At 62.8% G+C, this 17,139-nt stretch carries 18 protein-coding genes and 3 pseudogenes; 13 read left to right on the plus strand and 8 right to left on the minus strand.

What is annotated here, in order from left to right; all coding sequences use genetic code 11:
* Positions 1 to 285: 285 nt before the first annotated feature.
* Positions 286 to 1,893: a hypothetical protein gene (locus CSZ94_RS06450; RefSeq protein WP_146009749.1), complete on the plus strand. Its 1,608-nt coding sequence runs from the start codon at positions 286 to 288 to the stop codon at positions 1,891 to 1,893.
* 82 nt (positions 1,894 to 1,975) lie between these two features.
* Here CSZ94_RS06450 and CSZ94_RS06455 read toward each other — a convergent pair whose 3' ends face one another.
* Positions 1,976 to 3,334 (minus strand): amino acid permease, encoded by a 1,359-nt coding sequence (locus tag CSZ94_RS06455; RefSeq protein ID WP_102120753.1) that lies wholly within the window; start codon positions 3,332 to 3,334, stop codon positions 1,976 to 1,978.
* Positions 3,335 to 3,496: 162 nt separating this feature from the next.
* Here CSZ94_RS06455 and CSZ94_RS06460 point away from each other — a divergent pair, with 162 nt between their 5' ends.
* A complete protein-coding gene (locus CSZ94_RS06460; RefSeq protein ID WP_374703562.1) occupies positions 3,497 to 3,820 on the plus strand; it encodes a DUF1275 family protein in 324 nt (107 codons plus the stop codon).
* On the opposite strand, the gene CSZ94_RS06465 is transcribed toward CSZ94_RS06460, so the two are convergent.
* Positions 3,817 to 4,269: an acyl-CoA thioesterase gene (locus CSZ94_RS06465; protein ID WP_219725977.1), complete on the minus strand. Its 453-nt coding sequence runs from the start codon at positions 4,267 to 4,269 to the stop codon at positions 3,817 to 3,819. The genes CSZ94_RS06460 and CSZ94_RS06465 overlap by 4 nt on opposite strands.
* Before the next feature lie 135 nt (positions 4,270 to 4,404).
* Between CSZ94_RS06465 and CSZ94_RS06470 the strand changes: the two genes are divergently transcribed.
* The 3 genes and pseudogenes from CSZ94_RS06470 to CSZ94_RS06480 all read left to right on the plus strand — a co-directional run.
* Positions 4,405 to 5,121: a GntR family transcriptional regulator gene (locus CSZ94_RS06470; protein WP_102120755.1), complete on the plus strand. Its 717-nt coding sequence runs from the start codon at positions 4,405 to 4,407 to the stop codon at positions 5,119 to 5,121.
* Positions 5,114 to 5,851: an SDR family NAD(P)-dependent oxidoreductase gene (locus CSZ94_RS06475; protein ID WP_102120756.1), complete on the plus strand. Its 738-nt coding sequence runs from the start codon at positions 5,114 to 5,116 to the stop codon at positions 5,849 to 5,851. Before CSZ94_RS06470 ends, CSZ94_RS06475 begins: the two co-directional genes overlap by 8 nt.
* 5 nt (positions 5,852 to 5,856) lie before the next feature.
* Positions 5,857 to 6,087: pseudogene (locus CSZ94_RS06480) on the plus strand (aspartate racemase); the annotation flags it as partial.
* Between the two features lie 55 nt (positions 6,088 to 6,142).
* Here CSZ94_RS06480 and CSZ94_RS06485 read toward each other — a convergent pair.
* Positions 6,143 to 6,613 (minus strand): heme-degrading domain-containing protein, encoded by a 471-nt coding sequence (locus tag CSZ94_RS06485; protein WP_102120757.1) that lies wholly within the window; start codon positions 6,611 to 6,613, stop codon positions 6,143 to 6,145.
* Positions 6,614 to 6,707: 94 nt separating this feature from the next.
* Between CSZ94_RS06485 and alkB the strand changes: the two genes are divergently transcribed.
* The 7 genes and pseudogenes from alkB to CSZ94_RS06515 all read left to right on the plus strand — a co-directional run bounded on the left by alkB (position 6,708) and on the right by CSZ94_RS06515 (position 13,441).
* Complete coding sequence (gene alkB, locus CSZ94_RS06490; protein ID WP_102120758.1) at positions 6,708 to 7,370, plus strand: DNA oxidative demethylase AlkB; 663 nt, start codon at positions 6,708 to 6,710, stop codon at positions 7,368 to 7,370.
* Between the two features lie 229 nt (positions 7,371 to 7,599).
* Positions 7,600 to 7,773, plus strand: a pseudogene (locus CSZ94_RS06495) (GTP cyclohydrolase, FolE2/MptA family); the annotation flags it as partial.
* A gap of 33 nt (positions 7,774 to 7,806) precedes the next feature.
* Positions 7,807 to 7,974, plus strand: coding sequence for a hypothetical protein (locus CSZ94_RS27945; RefSeq protein ID WP_180977381.1), 168 nt, complete (start codon positions 7,807 to 7,809; stop codon positions 7,972 to 7,974).
* Between the two features lie 125 nt (positions 7,975 to 8,099).
* A complete protein-coding gene (gene blaOXA, locus CSZ94_RS06500) occupies positions 8,100 to 8,918 on the plus strand; it encodes a class D beta-lactamase (protein WP_102120759.1) in 819 nt (272 codons plus the stop codon).
* Positions 8,915 to 9,310, plus strand: coding sequence for a hypothetical protein (locus tag CSZ94_RS06505; RefSeq protein ID WP_102120760.1), 396 nt, complete (start codon positions 8,915 to 8,917; stop codon positions 9,308 to 9,310). Before blaOXA ends, CSZ94_RS06505 begins: the two co-directional genes overlap by 4 nt.
* A gap of 74 nt (positions 9,311 to 9,384) precedes the next feature.
* The gene (locus tag CSZ94_RS06510; RefSeq protein WP_102120761.1) at positions 9,385 to 11,856 is read left to right on the plus strand and encodes a penicillin-binding protein 1A; all 2,472 of its coding nucleotides are present in this window, start codon (positions 9,385 to 9,387) and stop codon (positions 11,854 to 11,856) included.
* A gap of 43 nt (positions 11,857 to 11,899) precedes the next feature.
* Positions 11,900 to 13,441, plus strand: a complete 1,542-nt coding sequence (locus CSZ94_RS06515; protein ID WP_102120762.1) for a cryptochrome/photolyase family protein — start codon at positions 11,900 to 11,902, stop codon at positions 13,439 to 13,441.
* A gap of 27 nt (positions 13,442 to 13,468) precedes the next feature.
* Here CSZ94_RS06515 and CSZ94_RS06520 read toward each other — a convergent pair whose 3' ends face one another.
* From CSZ94_RS06520 to CSZ94_RS06540, 5 genes are all read right to left on the minus strand, one after another.
* Positions 13,469 to 14,203: a hypothetical protein gene (locus CSZ94_RS06520; RefSeq protein ID WP_146009750.1), complete on the minus strand. Its 735-nt coding sequence runs from the start codon at positions 14,201 to 14,203 to the stop codon at positions 13,469 to 13,471.
* A complete protein-coding gene (locus CSZ94_RS06525; RefSeq protein ID WP_102120774.1) occupies positions 14,200 to 14,766 on the minus strand; it encodes a hypothetical protein in 567 nt (188 codons plus the stop codon). Before CSZ94_RS06525 ends, CSZ94_RS06520 begins: the two co-directional genes overlap by 4 nt.
* A gap of 65 nt (positions 14,767 to 14,831) precedes the next feature.
* Positions 14,832 to 15,119: a putative quinol monooxygenase gene (locus CSZ94_RS06530; RefSeq protein ID WP_102120764.1), complete on the minus strand. Its 288-nt coding sequence runs from the start codon at positions 15,117 to 15,119 to the stop codon at positions 14,832 to 14,834.
* 88 nt (positions 15,120 to 15,207) lie between these two features.
* Positions 15,208 to 15,684, minus strand: a complete 477-nt coding sequence (locus CSZ94_RS06535) for a GNAT family N-acetyltransferase (protein WP_102120765.1) — start codon at positions 15,682 to 15,684, stop codon at positions 15,208 to 15,210.
* Positions 15,685 to 15,795: 111 nt separating this feature from the next.
* A complete protein-coding gene (locus tag CSZ94_RS06540) occupies positions 15,796 to 16,827 on the minus strand; it encodes a helix-turn-helix transcriptional regulator (RefSeq protein ID WP_146009751.1) in 1,032 nt (343 codons plus the stop codon).
* Positions 16,828 to 16,991: 164 nt separating this feature from the next.
* Between CSZ94_RS06540 and CSZ94_RS28510 the strand changes: the two are divergent.
* Positions 16,992 to 17,139 (plus strand): annotated as a pseudogene (locus CSZ94_RS28510) (IS5/IS1182 family transposase); the annotation flags it as partial.

Consider the following 17,139-nt stretch of genomic DNA (forward strand, 5'->3'; position numbering starts at 1 on the left):
TTACTTGCGGCAACAGTTCCAATTTGAGTTAAATAACGCGCCCTCGCTGGCGCCGCGGCTGGGGTGGAGCGTGACTTGTATCAAGAATGAAAATTTTTCATGCCACATTGTGCTCATGATTTCACATTTCACGTCGCTATAGCTGTGTCTGCCTGGCACCTGAAGCGGCGTGTATCCCACGTCTGGCTGAAAGTGGGCTAGCTTGACGGTTGATTGTTATCAAAAACTGAAAGTTATGAATATCTCAGCCATACACCACTACGCGTTTAGCAAGGCATAACGACCATGACCTCCGTCTCCCCGATCCCGAGCTGGAATCCAAGTCCGTCCCGCGCGCCTGCCGCTACGGCAAGCAGGGCGGACACGCCCTCATCCCCGGCGTCTACCCCTTCCGCCATCGTCGCCTTCGGCGGCCCGCCGGCCTTGGCATCTCTCGTGCCTTCGCCGATGGTGTGGGAAAGCGCATCGCGCGACAAGGTGAGCGAGGCGATGACGAAAAGCTTCTCTTCGTATGCGTTTGGCGGTCGCTTCAGCGGCCTGGGCGCGGCCATGCTGGGTCAGGCCAAGCTCGGCAACTACAATTTCTCGCAGGCGATGCGCCAGCCGCCGCCGAGCACCACGCCGAATGTCTATGCGGCGTCCGGCATCGCGCCGGGTAGCCTGCACGGTAATGGCGAAGACCGGGTTGCCCTCAGCATCACGACGAAAAGCGGTGTGGAAGTCAAGCTGACACTCGACAGCCAGGGCGACGGACTGGCCGTGAACATGACGACGAGCGGCGACCTCAGCGACGCTGAAGCCAGTGCGTTGGGCGACCTGGCAAAAGGTTTTCAGGAAGCCATTGATGGCATGGGGCAGAGCACGCCGAAAATCAAGCTGGAGGGCTTGATGCAGTTCGACCAGCAAGTGTTGGCCTCGGTGAAACTGCATGCGGAAGTGAAGGTGCGCGGCGAGCCGCAAAGCGTGCAAACCCTGGATTTCCAGGCTGACGGCGCGCAGCGCAAGGTCAGCTTCAGTGGCGAGGCCGGCAGCCTGGACCTGAAGGTCGATGCCAGCCAACGCAACACCCTGGGCAGCAAGGAACGGCAAGCCAAGGCGCTGGGCAGCTACATGAAGCAGTTCGACCAGGCGGCGTCACGCGGTCATGGCGATGCTGGCCTGGTGGCCATGCTCAAGGACAGTTTTACGGCCTTGCACAGCAATGCCGCCGCGCCGCAGTTGGCCACGGACAGCCCCGAAACGGGCAGGTGGCGCCTGGCGGCCGAGGACAAGTCCATCCTGACGGGACTGGCCGATTTCAGCGCCTCCGTGTCGCAAGCCGTGGCATTCAGCAATCCCATGCGCAGCGCGGAAAAGGATGGCTTCAATTATGCAGTGTCGCAGAAGACGACGCAGGCCGGTGCCAGCCAGGATGCGCGTTCGATCCGGCAGCAGCAGCAATCAAAGCTGAGCGCCAGCTACCATGAGACGCTCGTTCCCGGCGTGCCGCTGCGCCTGACGGCCAGCACAGACTCGCAGAATTATACTTACCACCAGATCGAAGATACGGCCAGCAGCGACGCGCAAGTGGCCTACAAGGATGGCAAGATGGTGAAGGCAAGCTTGCAGCAGGAGAGCCGCCAGTCCGAGCATGTCATGAAGTATTTCCTGGGCAAGCTGGAATCGGACCAGACCACGCCGGGCAATTATTCCGTGTTGCGCGACCTGCTGCCCGCGCTGGGGCCGTACAAGACGGGCGAGAAGGACATGTCGCCCGAGGCGCGCATGGAGCAGCGCAAGCAAGCGCTGCTGACCTTGAGCGACGACGTGCTGCTGCAATCGTATGCGGGCCTGAGCATCAGCCTGTGGCAAGCCGATGTGCCTGCGGAGCAGGGCGAGGCCGCCGCCGTTTAGACTCGACCGTGCACAATGCAAAAAGCCCGTCTGCGAAGAGGGGCTTTTTGCATTGCTTATTTCCTGATACGGCGCAGGCTGCCTAGGCCTTGCTTTGCCTGATCCAGTAACCGACGCCCAGCGCAGCCAGCCACACGGGAATCAGGTAGACGGAGATGCGCAAGCCCGGTGTCAGGTACATGATCACCAGGATGCCGGCCAGGAAAACCAGGCACAGGTAGTTGGTGAACGGGTAGCCCAGGCTCTGAAACAGCGTCGTTTTTCCTTGCAATTTCTTTTGTGCGCGGAAGCGCAGGTGTATCCAGCTGATCATGGCCCAGTTGATGATCAGCGCCGAAACCACCAGGCCCATCAGTACTTCGAACGCTTCTCCCGGCATGAAGTAATTGACCACCACGCAGGCACCCGTGGCCAGGGCCGACACGCCCAGCGCCGCCAAAGGCACGCCGCGGCGGTTCAGGCGTAGCAGCGCGCGCGGCGCATTGCCTTGTTTGGCCAGGCCGAACAGCATGCGTGTGTTGCAGTACACGCCGCTGTTGTACACGGACAGGGCGGCAGTCAGCACCACGACGTTCAGGGCCGTGGCCACCAGGTTGCTGTCGAGTGCATGGAAGATCAGCACGAAGGGGCTGCCGCCGGTGACGACCTTCTGCCACGGGTACAGCGACAGCAAAATGCCCAGGGCGCCAATGTAAAAGATCAGGATGCGGTAGATGGCCTGGTTGGTGGCGCGCGGAATCGTGGTGCTTGGGTCGTCCGCCTCGGCCGCCGTGATGCCCACCAGTTCCAGGCCGCCGAACGAGAACATGATGACGGCCATGGCCATCACCAGGCCCTGCCAGCCATTCGGAAAGAAGCCGCCGTGCTGCCACAGGTTGGCCACCGACGCTTGCGGGCCCGCATCGCCGGAGGCGAGCAGGTACGCGCCAAAGATGATCATGCCGATGATGGCGACAACCTTGATGAGGGCGAACCAGAATTCCATTTCGCCGAAGGCTTTGACATTCAACAAACTGATGGCGTTGATGGCGCAAAAGAAGATCAGCGCCGAGACCCAGGTAGGCACGCCTGGCCACCAGTACTGCACATAGATGCCGACGGCCGTCAGTTCGGCCATGCTGACCAGCACATACAGCACCCAGTAATTCCAGCCCGACAAAAAGCCGGGCAGGTGGCCGCAGTATTTGTCGGCGAAGTAGCTGAAAGAACCGGCGACGGGTTCGTCGACCACCATCTCGCCCAGCTGGCGCATGATCAGAAAGGCGATCACGCCGGCGATGCCATAGCCCAGCAGCACCGAAGGGCCGGCCATCTTGATGGTTTGCGCGATGCCCAGAAACAGGCCGGTGCCGATGGCGCCGCCCAGGGCGATGAGCTGGATGTGGCGGCTTTTCAGGCCGCGCTTGAGCTCTTGTGGTTCGGTATTCCCGACTGCCGTCATATGTTTTATCCTGTTTTTACGGGGCTGAGGTCGCTGATTCTAAAGCATGGATGCGCAAAGCAGGAGCGAAATGCATGTTGCACTGCGGGGTCGCAAGAAAAGCCTTGCATCTTCGCCCAACCGCTGGCTAAACCGCTGGCGCCCGCGACGGGCGCGCTGGCCATGGCGGCCGGCCTGTTCGGCGCGGCGGCCATGGGCACGCATAGCGCCATCAGCCGTCTGCTGCTGGCGCACCTGACGCCCACGTCCATGATGACGGGCAATGTGACACAATTGGTGATCGATACGGTCGACGTGCTGCGCGGCGCGGCCGACGGCGCCACGCGTGAGCGCTGTATCAAATTCTTCTGGCCCCTGCCGGGTTTTGCCGTGGGCGCCATCCTGGCCACCTTTGCCTACCTGGCCGTGGGCTTTGCCGCGCTGGCCGTGCCGCTGGTCATTCTGCTGGTGCTGATTGCGCTGCAGCCGGCACGCTTGCCAGCTTAATCCTGCGCGTTCTGGCGCGCCGCGACGATGGCCGGTTCGTATACGGCCAGAAACTCGGGCGGCAGGCGGCGCGCGCGGCCGCTGCTCAATTCGATGCAGATCAAGTTCCAGCGCCCGCGCACGACGGTGGCGCCATCGCTGTCGCGGATCAGCTGGAAGCGTCGTTCCATGCTGGAGCGGCCGTCGCTGGCGCACAGCCAGGTGGCCAGGGTCAAGGCCTCGTTTTCGCGCGTGGGCAGTAAATAATCATACTCGCCGCGGCGGATCGCCATGGCCCGGTCCAGGCGCCGGTAATCGTCCAGGTCCAGCCCCAGGGTGGCCGAGTGGTGCCAGGCGATATGCTCGCACCAGCGCACATACACGGCGTTGTTCGTATGCTGCAAGCCGTCGATGTCACCCGCTTCTGGCGTGACGGGCAGGGTACAGGCGTGTGGATAATCCCAGTTCAAGTGCGATCCTTTCAAGGCGGTGGCGGCTGATTGTACTTGCTGCGCGTGTTTTTTGTCTGCGGCGCAGGCGGGGAAAAACGCTGTTTTTTGTGTTGATGTATGATGCATCATAACCTAACAGATCTGAAAATGCCGATGACCGATCCCCTGGACAGCCTGGCACACGTCAACCTGGGCAAATCCGTGTACGCGACGCTGCGCGACGCGCTGGCGGCCGGGCGCTTCCAGCCGAATGACCGGCTGCGCATCCGCGAGCTGGCGCTGCAACTGGGCACCAGCGTCACCCCCGTGCGCGACGCCATGCTGCAACTGGTGCAGGAAGAGGCGCTGGTGCTGCGCTCGCCGCGCGACTTCCGCGTGCCCGTGCTGAGCGTTGCGCGCTACCTGGAAATCCGCGCGCTGCGCCTGGAACTGGAAGGGCTGGGCGCGTTTGAAGCGGCGCAGCGCATCGACGACGCCACCCTGGCCGACCTGGAACGCCTGCTGCAAGCGAATGAAGACGCCATCGCGCGGCACGACCTGGCGGCGGCCCTGCAATGCAACCAGGCGTTTCATCTGGGCCTGGCGCAGGCTGCCGGCATGCCGACATTGAAACGCTTCGTCGACCACTTGTGGATGCAGACGGCGCCCCTGATCGCCGCCGGCTACGCCAGTTTTTCGCCCGACATGCGGGTCGGCCACCACCACGCCATCATCAGCGCGCTGCGCCAGCGCGACAGCGCGGCCGCGCGGCGCGCCATCGAACAGGATATTCTCGACGGCGGGACGCAGATGCTGGCCTATGTCATGCGCCAGGAGCGCATCCACGCCGGCAAAACCGAACAAGAACAGGACAAGGAAGAACATGACTGAACAAAAAACGGCCATCGTCACGGGCGCCAGCCGCGGCATCGGTCACGCCGTGGCCGAACGCTTCCGCAGCCTGGGCTGGCGCGTCATCACCGTTTCGCGCAGCCCGATTCCCGGTGGCTGCCCGCGCAGCCAGGAGCACAACACGCACTTTTGCATGGATTTGTCGGACCTGAGCCAGATCGGACAGATGGTCGATACCCTGCGTCCCATGCTAGGCGACTCGAAGCTGCACGCGCTGGTGAACAATGCGGGCGTGTCGCCGAAGGGGCCGGGCGGTTCGCGCGTCAATTCCCTGACCACCGACATGCAGACCTGGCAGGAAATGTACAACACGAATTTCTTTGCGCCGCTGGCCCTGACGCGGGGCTTTGCGCAGGAATTGTCGAACGCGCACGGCTCCGTCGTGAACCTGTGTTCGATCGCCGGCTACCGCGTGCACCCGTTCGCCGGCTCCGCCTACGCCAGTTCGAAGGCGGCGCTGGCATCGCTGACGCGCGAAATGGCCAACGACATGGCGCCGCTGAATGTGCGCGTCAACGCCATCGCACCGGGCGAGATCGATACGGCGATTTTGTCGCCCGGCACCTCGCACATCGTCGACACGCAAATTCCCCTGCGCCGCCTGGGCACGACGGCCGAAGTGGCCGACCTGGTGGAATTCCTGTGCAGCGAGCGCGCCTCGTACATCACGGGCGCGGAAATTCCCATCGACGGCGGCCAGCGCATTTAAGGAAAATCACGACTCACCATATCGGCATCGTCGGCTGTTCGGCCGAAGGCGCGGCCGTGTGCTACCGCACCATCTGCGAAGAGGGCGCGCATGCGCTGGGAGCGTATGAACATCCGGAAGTGACGCTGCATACGCCTTCGTTGGCACGCTATGTGGATTGCCTGAACGGGGGCGACCTGGCCGGCGTGGCAGAACTGATGCTGGCGTCGGCGCACAAGCTGGCCGCTGCCGGCGCTTGACTCCACGCGCCTGCTGGCGCGCGCCGCCTTGCGCCGGGCGCTGGCCGCCTGACTATTTGTCCAGCTGCGCCTGCAGCGCGGCCACCACCAGCGCATGGTCGTCTGCCTGCGCCAGGCCGGAAACGGTGACCGTGCCGACCAGTCCCACGCCGCGTATCAGCAGGGGGAAAGCGCCGCCGTGGCCCGCGTACTCGATGTCATCGAGGTATTTCACGTCTTCGAAGCTGCTGCCACGGCTTTTATGGGAAATGCCCATGTAGTAGGAACTGCGGCAGAAGCGCTGCACCGTGTTGTTCTTGCGGCGTATCCAGTCCGCCTGGTCTGCCGTGGCGCCCGTCATGGCGTGATGGAACAGCACCTGGCCATTGCGCGTGATGTTGACGGTGACGGCCTTGCCCCGCTTGCGCACTTCTTCGACGATCCACAGGCCCACGGCCAGCGCCGTATCGTTGTCGAAGCGTTCGAATTGCAGGGATTCTTCCTGTTGCGCGAGGGTGTGCAGCAAATCGGCGTAATGATCCATCGTGGAGGCGGGTGGTAGTGGCTGGAAGCGCTACTGTAGCGCACCATGCGGCAGCCGCGCGCGCTTTTTCCGTGCTGCGCCTACAATAGGCGGCATGAACCTGTCCCTGTTTGCCGATGAAGATTATGCCCCGCTCGACCCTGCGCCCCTGGTGCCCGGCTCGTCTGCATCGGTCCTGCTGCGCGGTTTTGCGCTGCCGTATCTGGACGAGGTGCTGCCGGCATTGGACGCCATCGTGCTGGCGGCGCCCCTGCGCCACATGGCCACGCCGGGCGGCTTGCGCATGTCCGTTGCCATGAGCAATTGCGGTACTCTGGGCTGGGTCACGGATGGGCGCGGCTACCGCTATGCGCGGCTCGATCCGTCCAGCGGCCGTCCCTGGCCGACGATGCCACCCGTGTTCCTGCGTCTGGCGCAGCAGGCGGCGCTGGCGGCCGGCTATCCGCGCTTCACGCCCGACGCCTGCCTGGTCAATCGCTATGCGCCCGGCGCGCGCATGGCCCTGCACCAAGACCGCGATGAGTGCGATTTTAATGCGCCCATCGTTTCCGTCTCGCTGGGCTTGCCCGCCATCTTCCTGTTCGGCGGGTCCGAGCGGGCCGACAGGGCGGCGCGCATCACCTTGTTGCATGGCGACGTGGTGGTGTGGGGCGGCGCTGATCGCCTGCGCTTCCATGGCGTGGCGCCCCTGAAAGAGGGCGAACACGCAGTGCTGGGCAGCCAGCGCATGAATCTGACGTTTCGCAAGGCCAGCTGATCTGTCGATACCCGTTCATTAATGCAAGGCACTTGCAAATCTACGTGTTTTCCACATGATATGCAACTTGTTTGCATATGGAGCCTTGACCAGGAAGCGCGATGCCCTTTCCACACCGCTGCCCGACGTGGCGGCCAGCCCCCCATCTGGGCAGCCCCATGCCGCTGGACTGGGTCGGCATCCAGGGCATCGCCTTGCCCTAGTGACTGGAAGAGGGAGGGCAGGCGCAGCAAGTGCACGCCTCAATGGTGCTAATCTGATGGATGTGGAAGGCGCGGCCCGTCGCGTGCAGGCGGCGCTGGCGCCACTGGCGTCACATTATGCGCAGGCGCGTGTTAGCGTACTGCATATGGAAAGCCTGCATCCGCACGATGCCGTGGCGCAGGCAGGCCAGCTTGCCTGAGTTTTTCAGTCATCGACCCTGGAGGAAGACAGCATGCCGGAGAAAATCGCGCAGGAGCCTGGCGAAGGCAGCCTGGAAGAGGAACTGGAGCGCGAACGGCGCGAACATGCGCTGATCGACGAGGAAAAGCTGGGCATGGACGAGCTGGAAGAAGAGCGCTTGAAGCGGGATCGCCAGCCGGGCATGCCGGCACGCCACTAACGTCAAGGCGCTGAGTCAATGTGCCGAGTCAATGTGCCGATTCAATGTCATATATCAGCGCTGGCATCGTGCCGCGCTGCCCGGTACAATTTCGCTTTGTCCTTCTCCCCCAGCCCCGGAGGCCCATGAAATATCGTGCATTCTTCCCGTTCATCCTCTGCCTGACAGGCGCCACTCTGGGCGCCTCGCAAGCCCATTCCGCCACCATCTGCACTGCCATGGCCGACGCCAAAACGGGCGCCGTCTTGTTGCAAGAGGGTAATTGCTTCGACAGAGTCACCCCCGCATCCACCTTCAAGATTGCGCTCAGCCTGATGGGCTACGACGCCGGTTTCCTCAAGGATGAGCACACGCCGAGCCTGCCGTACCGCCATGGTTATGTGGACTGGGGCGGCGACGCCTGGCGCCAGGAGACGGACCCGTCGTGCTGGATGCAGTATTCCGTGGTCTGGTATTCGCAGCAGATCACGCAGGCGCTGGGTGCCGATCGCTTCCAGAAATACGCCAAGGCTTTGCGCTATGGCAATGCGGACGTCTCGGGCGACCCGGGCAAGGACAACAGCCTGGAGCGCTCGTGGATCAGTTCTTCGCTGAAAATTTCACCGTTGGAACAGCTGGGCTTCTTGCGCAAACTGGTCAATTATCAGCTGCCCGTGACGAAACAGGCGATGCAGGAAACGCAGCGCCTGACGCGCCTGGCGGACGTGGATGGCTGGCAAGTGCATGGCAAGACGGGCGCAGCCTTCCCGCGCAAGGCCGACGGCAGCTTTGACGAAGCGCATGGCTATGGCTGGTTCGTGGGCTGGGCCAGCAAGGGTGAGCGCAGCATCGTGTTTGCGCGCCTGGTGCAGGACGAGCAGAAAGGCCTGCCATCGGCGGGCCTGCGCACGCGTGAGGCCATGCTGAAAGAATTGCCGGCCCTGCTGGAGCAGACGCAGAAGTGACGGCCAGCATCGTCGCGGCCACCTTCATCGCTTCCGAGGGAGAGTACCTGGAAGCCGTCATCGAGGTGGGCGGCCAGCGCCTGCACGTGATGGACGAGTTTGGTGGCGCGCAACTGGCCGCCGGCACGCAGTTCCAGGCGGAACTGTGGCCTGTGGCCAGCGAGATCGATGACTGGGATGCCATTTTCAGCGCCAATCCTGGCCGCGAAAAGCGCCTGCTGCGGCTCGAAGGCTGGCGCTATCTGGCGCTGGGCGTCGTGACCCAGGTTGACCCTGTCATCTGCGACTGTGGCCTGCTGCAAGTGGAAGACGCGTTCCACACGCGCGATGCGCGCTGCGTGGGGGCGTATGTCGGCGTCACGCTGGCGCGGCTCGATGCTTGCCTGGCGTAAAATCCAGCCCGCTTTGTTGCCCGCCCTATATACTTGCTGAAACGGATCATCCGGCATCAGACAAGGTTACAAGCATGGCATCAGGCATGGAGCAGTTTCAGGTAAAAGCACGGCAGGCGTTGATACAGGCGCGCGCGCAGGTCGTTCGTGTAGCGGGGCTGGCGTCGGTCAAGGCGGTGGCCCTGTACCGGCGCGGCCATGCGCACTTGATGACCTTGCCGCCCGTGCGGCGCACGCTGGTGCTGGGCCTGTGGTCTTTCCTGGCCTTGCTGGCGCTGGTGGTGTTATACATGCTGCTGCTGATACCCTTGACGCCCAGCATCCACGACTTGCGCCAGGCGCGCGCCGCCGCGCCGAGCACCATGGTCAGCGCCGATGGCAAGGAACTGGTGCGCTTCGACCAGGGCTTGCAGGAACGGGTCACCTTGACACAGATTTCGCCGAACGTGATCAGCGCCTTGATCTCGACGGAAGACCACCGTTTCTACGAACACCACGGCATCGACTTCACGCGCACGGCTGGCGCCATCTTGCACACGGTCGGGGGCAATCCCCAGGGCGGTTCCACCATCACGCAGCAGCTGGCGCGCAATATGTTCCCAGAGGAAATAGGCCGCTCGCGCAACCTGAACCGCAAGCTGAAGGAGCTGATCACGGCCCTGAAGATCGAGGCTACTTACAGCAAGACGGAAATCCTGGAAGCCTACCTGAACACCGTACCCTTCCTGTACAACACCTACGGCATCGAAATGGCGGCCCGCACCTACTTCGACAAGCCTGCGTCGCGCCTCGACATCCTGGAAAGCGCCACCCTGGTCGGCATGCTCAAGGGCACAAATTACTACAACCCCGTCGGCAACCCGGAACGCTCGCTGCAGCGGCGCAACGTGGTGCTGGGCCAGATGCGCAAGCATGACGTCATCGACGAGGCGCGCTACAAACAGTTAATCAAGCGTCCGCTACGCCTGCATTTCGAGCGCCAGAGTGAACGGGCGCAGTCAGACAGTCATTTCACCGCCTATGTGCGCAAATGGCTGATCGACTGGGCCGACGAAAATGACTACAACCTGGAGCGCGATGGCCTGGTGGTGCATACCACGCTCGACCACGATCTGCAGCAGGCGGCCGAGCGCGCCGTCGAACGCCAGGCGAATGCCCTGCAAGTGATCGCCGATGTGGAATGGAGCCGCGCGGGCGTGCCGTCGTCCACCTCGACGGGCGTGTACGCGGGCATGCAGGCAGGCAGCGCGGCGTTCGAATACTTCTGGAAATCGCATCCGGGCTTGCTCGATGCTTTCGTGCGCGAGTCGCGCGACTACCGCAAGCTGACGGCCGCCGGCAGCACGCCCGACGAGGCACTGGAAAAATTGAAGGGCGACCGTGCCTTCATGGCCGCCCTGCGCAAGTCGAAGACGCGGCTGGAAGCGGGCTTTGCGGCCATGGACCCGGCCACGGGCGCCGTGCGCGCCTGGGTGGGCAGCCGCGATTTTGCGCGCGAGCAATTTGACCACGTGTCACAGGCGGCGCGCCAGCCTGGCTCCACCTTCAAGCCCATCGTGTATGGCGCGGCGCTGGAAAAGGGACTCAGTCCCGAGCATGTGTATCGCGATGCCGTGATGGATATCAAGGCGGCCGACGGCACCATATGGCGCCCGACGGACATGAGCGGCACCACGGGCCGCGACATGACCATGCGCGACGGCCTCGTGTACTCGAAAAACACCATCACGGCGCAAGTGATGCAGGACGTGGGCTTGCCTCCGATCATCAAGCTGGCGCGCGCACTGGGCATCCGCGACAGCAAGCTGGAAAAAGTGCCGTCGCTGGCGCTGGGCACCAGTCCCGTTACCCTGCTGGAAATGGTCAACGCCTACGCCAGCATCGCGGCCCAGGGCGCAGCGCGCCTGCCATTCGTCGTCACGCACATCACCGACCGCGAAGGCAAGGTCATCGCCCGTTTCGGCGAAGACAAGCCCCAGCGCGCCATGAAAGAAGAATCGGCGGCTACCCTGACCGACATGATGCGTGGCGTGATCGACCGCGGCACGGGCACGGCCATCCGCAGCCGCTTCGGCATCCGCTCCGACGTGGCCGGCAAGAGCGGCACCACGCAAAACAATGCGGACGGCTGGTTTATTTTGATGCACCCGGAACTGGTGGGCGGCGCCTGGGTCGGTTTTAATGACGCGCGCGTCACCATGCGCAGCAATTACTGGGGCCAGGGTGGCCACAACGCCGTGCTGCTGGTGGGCGACTTCTTCAAGACGGCGCTGGACACGGGCAAGCTGTCGCGCGACGCCATCTTCCCCGGTGGCAAGCCGCCACCACCGCTGCGCCACGTGGAACCGGTCGAGGCGCCACAGGACGAACCGGTGGAAGAGCCGGGCGACTTGCTGCAGGAAGGCGCGCCGCCTGCGCCGCTGGCCATGCCGGCCGAAGGCGAGGACGGGCAGGAAACGCATGGCAAGGCGGTGCCGGAGGCGGCGCCAGCACCTGTGTCGCAGCCGCTGCCGCAACCGGCGTCGCAACCGTTGCCTCAAGGATAAGCGCCGCCGCCATGGCGAATTCAATCATTACAAATGAATAATCATGACCTTACGCAAGCCCACACTGCGCCTGATACTCGGCGACCAGCTCAATGCGCAGCATCGCTGGTTCACCGAAGTCGATGACGCCACCATCTATGTCTTGATGGAAGTGCGGCAAGAAACCGATTATGTGCTACACCATGCGCAGAAAATCCTGGCGATCTTCGCTGCCATGCGTGAACTGGCGCGCCAGCTGCGCCTGATCGGCCACAGCGTGCATTACATCGCCATCGACGACGTGGAAAGCACGCGCTCGATACCTGACAATATCGAAGCGCTGATTCGCCACTATGACGCTTGCGCCTTCGAATACCAGGCACCCGACGAGTGGCGCCTCGACCAGCAGCTTTACCAGGCCGGGCGACGCTCGGCCATCCCCTGGCGGATGGTCGACAGCGAGCATTTCTATACGGCTCGCCATGAGGCTGCCGATATTTTCGCCGGACGAAAGCAATGGCTGATGGAGTTTTTCTACCGCCAGATGCGCAGCAAGCATCAGGTGCTGATGGAGGACGCGAAAAAGCCCGTTGGCGGCCAATGGAACTTCGATCACGATAACCGCAAGCCCTGGCGCGGTACGCCCGTCGAGCCGCAAGACCCGCGCACGCTGCACAATCATGGGCAATTATGGCAATCCATCGTCGCTGCCGGCGTGAAAAGCTTCGGCGCGCCGCATGCCGACCGGCTGGCATGGGCGCTGAACCGGGATGAGGCGCTGCAGCAGCTCGACGCCTTCATCGAGCGGGCCTTGCCGCATTTTGGCGATTTCCAGGATGCGATGAGCAGCAAGGCATGGCGCTTGTTTCATTCCCTGCTGTCGTTTGCGCTGAATGTGAAAATGCTCAATCCGCGCGAAGTCGTCGCCAGGGCGCAAGCGGCTTATCACGCCGGCCATGCTCCCCTGGCCGCGGTCGAGGGATTCATCCGCCAGATACTGGGCTGGCGCGAATATGTGCGCGGTGTTTATTGGGCGCAGATGCCCGGTTATGCGGAGAAAAACTTTTTTGGCCACACGCGCCCGCTGCCTTCATGGTTTTGGGATGGCAAAACGAAGATGCATTGCCTGTCGCAGGCGATCACCCAGTCACTGGAGCAGGCGCACGCGCATCATATCCAGCGCCTGATGGTGATCGGCAATTTCGCGCTGCTTGCCGGCCTGGATCCTGCCAGGGTGCATGGCTGGTACCTGGGTATTTATATCGATGCTTTCGAATGGGTGGAGTTGCCCAATACCGTCGGCATGAGCCAGTTCGCCGATGGCGGGCTGCTGGCCACCAAGCCGTATGTGTCCAGCGCCGCGTATATCGACCGCATGGGCGATTATTGCAAAGGCTGCCATTACGACAAGAAGGCGCGCATCGGCGAGCGCGCCTGCCCCTTCAATGCCCTGTATTGGGATTTTTTCCATCGCAACGCGGACACACTGGAACGCAATCCCCGCATCGGCATGGCGTACCGCCAGCTGGAGAAGATGGACGCGGCGGCGATCGCGGATTTCCGGCAGCAGGCAGCCACGATGCTGTCCCGGCTCGACTCCCTGTAACACAGGGTAATCTCGCCCGGCACGCGCTTAGAGGGTATTGCGCCGCAAGCCCGCTTCCCGCACGAACACTTGCAGCGCTGGCATGGTTTGCTGGTGTAGCGCTTTCAGTTCCGTTCTCAGCGCGGGCGTGATGGCCAGGCTGCCGTCCGCTTGCTGGCGCACGGGCAGGCCCAGCGCTTGCGCCATTTCCACCGGGTAATTCGTGAAGTCGCCATACGGGCGCTTGCCGTCGACGGACGGCGTGGGCCAGTAGCCTTCGGCCAGGTAGTCTTCCGCACCCATGCCCAGCATTTCCAGCGTCATCCACGATTGTTGCCGCAGCAGGGTCAGATGCCGGGCAGTCAAGGTGAACGGCGCCTTGCCATTGTCATAGCTGTCCGGTTTCAGGTCGGCCATCTGCACGAAGTGGGGCAGCAGCAACGACGCTTCCATCAGGCGCTGCGCGGCCAGTGCCGCATCCTTGCTGGCGATGGCTTGCATGGCCAGTGCCAGGGTATCGCCCTTGCCCAGCGGGTAGGCCGGATTGAGCATGGGCGCGCCGCTTTCCACGGGCGACCAGCCGATGTTGAAACGCCGTATCAGCGCCAGGTGCTGCACATTGAGCACCTTGGGCAGCGGCGCGTCGAGGGTGGCCAGGATGCGCTGGTGCACGGCGCGGGGCAGGCCGCCGTCGGCCGCGCGCGCGAGCACGGGCGAGCACAGCAGCGCGCCTGCCAGGCGCAGCAACTGGCGCCGCATGGGGTGGATCAGGTGCGACATCATGGTGCCGTCAAGTCTTGACGCTGGAATTCGATGCGGTTTTCCCGGTAGTCCCACTTGGTGTAGGGGCCGAACACGCGCCGGTTTTCCTTGCTGTCGGCATTCGATTGCTCGCGCTTCATGCGCCGCACGAGGGCGGTGTCGACCAGTGGCGCCGTCGTCGTGTCGAAGACTTCGTGGCGCACGCTCTGCTTGGGGTCCGCGCCGCGCGAAATGATGGTGAGCTTGCGCGTGGCGGGATCGAAGTACAGGCGCATGGCAAACGTGTTCATATCCTGCAGATACAGGCCATCGTCGCGCCACTGGGCATAGAAATAGTCGCCGCAGACGGCCTTCGGTTCGCGCTTCCATTCGCAGGCGAGCAGGATCAGCAGGTGATGGTCATCGAGTTGCTTGATTGACACACGGGCCTTGGAATAGCCCCAGGTGCTGGGCGGCACGGTTGTCGACGAGAGCAAGTTGTATTCGCCCACGAGCTTGGGCTTGGGCGCTTGCGCGGCGGCGCCGGCGCAGAGTGTCAGGGCGGCTACCGCTACGGCACCGCGTATCTTGGAAAATGCTGTCATGATGGCCATAAAAAAAGTTGCCCTATTATAGATGGCAACTTTCAAAGATGGCCACGCGTTTTACCTTACATCAGCTTGCTCAGTTCCGCCACGTCGATCTTGACGGTCTTGTCGCCCACGGCGGCCACCAGCGCCTTGAAGTGGGGCGTCGCGTAATGCGCCGTCAGCGCGACCTGGTCGGTCCATTCTTCCAGCATGATGAAGCGGGTGGGAATCTTGTTGTCGAGGTGCAGCTCGTAGCGCAGGCAGGCGCTTTCTGCGCGGCTGGGCGCTACGACGGCTTCCAGGGCGGCGCGCACGGCGTCGATATGGTCAGCTTGGGCATCGATGGTGGCGACGACGATCAGGGTCATGGTGGTCCTTGTTTGAAATAAGTGAGCGGCGTTAGCCGTGTAAGCGGCATCAGCTTATCGTATCTTGCGCGTCTTTGCCGTACCGGCATCACAGTGCATTGCTGGTCTGCGCTACGAGCTTGATCACGGCCAGCATGTCATTGCCATCGGCATCCATGTCTTTTTCCACGAATCCCATGCTGGCATAGAAATTTTTCGCATTGGCATTTCCGGGCTTGTAGCAAATTTCGATGCTGCGCGCGTCCGGGCGGGCGCGGATCTCCGCCAGCGCCAGGGCGAGGGCGGCGCGGCCATGTCCGTGCCCCTGGCGCCGGTGATCGATCATGAAACGCCAGATCTGGTAGTGGCCGGGCGGGTCTTCGGCATCGGGCGAGACGAACATCAGGAAACCAATGACTTCCTCAGCGCAATACACGGCGCGCGTATGCATGGTGGCGGGGTAAAAGCTGGCCTGCGCGATGGAATAGTCGTTGCTGGCCAGATAGTCGCGCTGCTGGGGCAGCAAGGGCAAGTCGCTGATGATGTCAAAATTGTCGACGGTGACGGGGCGCAGGCTGATAGACATAGTGGAAGGCAATGAAAAGGTCGGGCCTGGCAGTATGCGTAAAAATTATTCAATAGTCAACGCTGTTCCGCCCCCCCCCGCCTTCCGCCGCCGCATGATGCATATGCCTGTCTAGAGTCCGACCGCATCCTGTCGGTAGCGCGCCGGCGGCAACGCGAACTGGGTCTTGAAGAAGCGGGTGAATGCGCTTTGCGAGGAAAAGCCCAGGCGCTCGCTGATGTCCGCCACGCTCATGCGCGTTTCGCGCAGTAAACGGCGCGATTCGCGGCTCTTGGCGCGCAATTCCAGCGCGCGGAACGAGGTCTGTTCCTGCTGCAACTGGCGCTGCAAGGTCCAGCGGTTCATCGCCAGGCCGTCGCACAGGGCCGGCAGCAGCGAGGCGCCGTCGGCGTCGGCCTGTTGGCCCAGCAAATCGATGATGGCTTGCTCCACGCGTGCCGAAAACAGCTGCGCGCCCTGCAACTGCTGCAATTGTCCCTGCGCGTGCCGCAGCGCGTGCGGCGCCAGCATGGCGTTGAACTGGGCAAAGGGCCGGTCCAGCGCCGGCGCGTCGAACGTCAGCGTGTTGCGCGACTGGCCAAAGGTGGCTGCGGCGCCGAAGCACTCGGCAATGGCGGGCGCGAACCACGGCGCCTTGCCCTGGAAACTGGCGTGGAAGGCGGTGGCCGCGCCATCATCATAGGCGCGCGCGACCAGCGACAACATGCGGAAATTGGCCAGCGCCTGCATGGCGCCGCCTAATGGGCAGAACTCGGACAGGTATTCGATTTCGATGCGCGTGCCATTCTCGCTCATCAGCATGAAGTCGAATTCGCCGATCAGGCCCCGCAAGTGCAGCAGCTCGTGCAGCGCGCTGCGCAGGGTGGGGCGGTTGAAGCAGACGTGGGCAATGCCGGAGTAATGCGCGAACCAGTGCGTCACGTCGAGATCAAGCAGGCTGCGGTGCTGCGGCAGTTGCTGGGCGTAGACCGTCATGCGGCGGTGCCGCTCGGCGTTGATGCGCCCTCCAGGTTCCGTGAGTTGCGCCGGTGTGATGCCCGTGTGGCGGAAGAAGTCGGCCGGGTCGTGGCCATCGGCCTGCATGGCGTGCGCGCATTGCTGCGCGATGCGGTTAGAAACCGTGCGCGTATCGGGTTTGTGCAAGGGTGTCTCCTGCTCGTTGTAGTAATTTTTCACAAATATTAGCACTTTGTAGGAGATTATTGCTTGTCATGCCGTTTAACAGGGTGTCGAATTAATCGCCGTGCCCGTCAACCATCACGGGCCGGTAAACGTTGTTTCATCAGCCCCACTTTCCCACCGCCATCATGCGCAAGACCGACGTCACCCAGCACTCTCTGTACAGTTACCGCTCGTTGGAGGAACGCATCCCGGATGCGCATCCCTTGCGCAAATTGCGAGTACTGGTCGATGCCATCCTGGCCAACATGAACGATGATTTCCAGGCGCTGTATT

The sequence above is a fragment of the Janthinobacterium sp. ROICE36 genome, from assembly GCF_002869965.1.
In the GTDB taxonomy this organism is placed as follows: Bacteria; Pseudomonadota; Gammaproteobacteria; order Burkholderiales; family Burkholderiaceae_D; genus Janthinobacterium.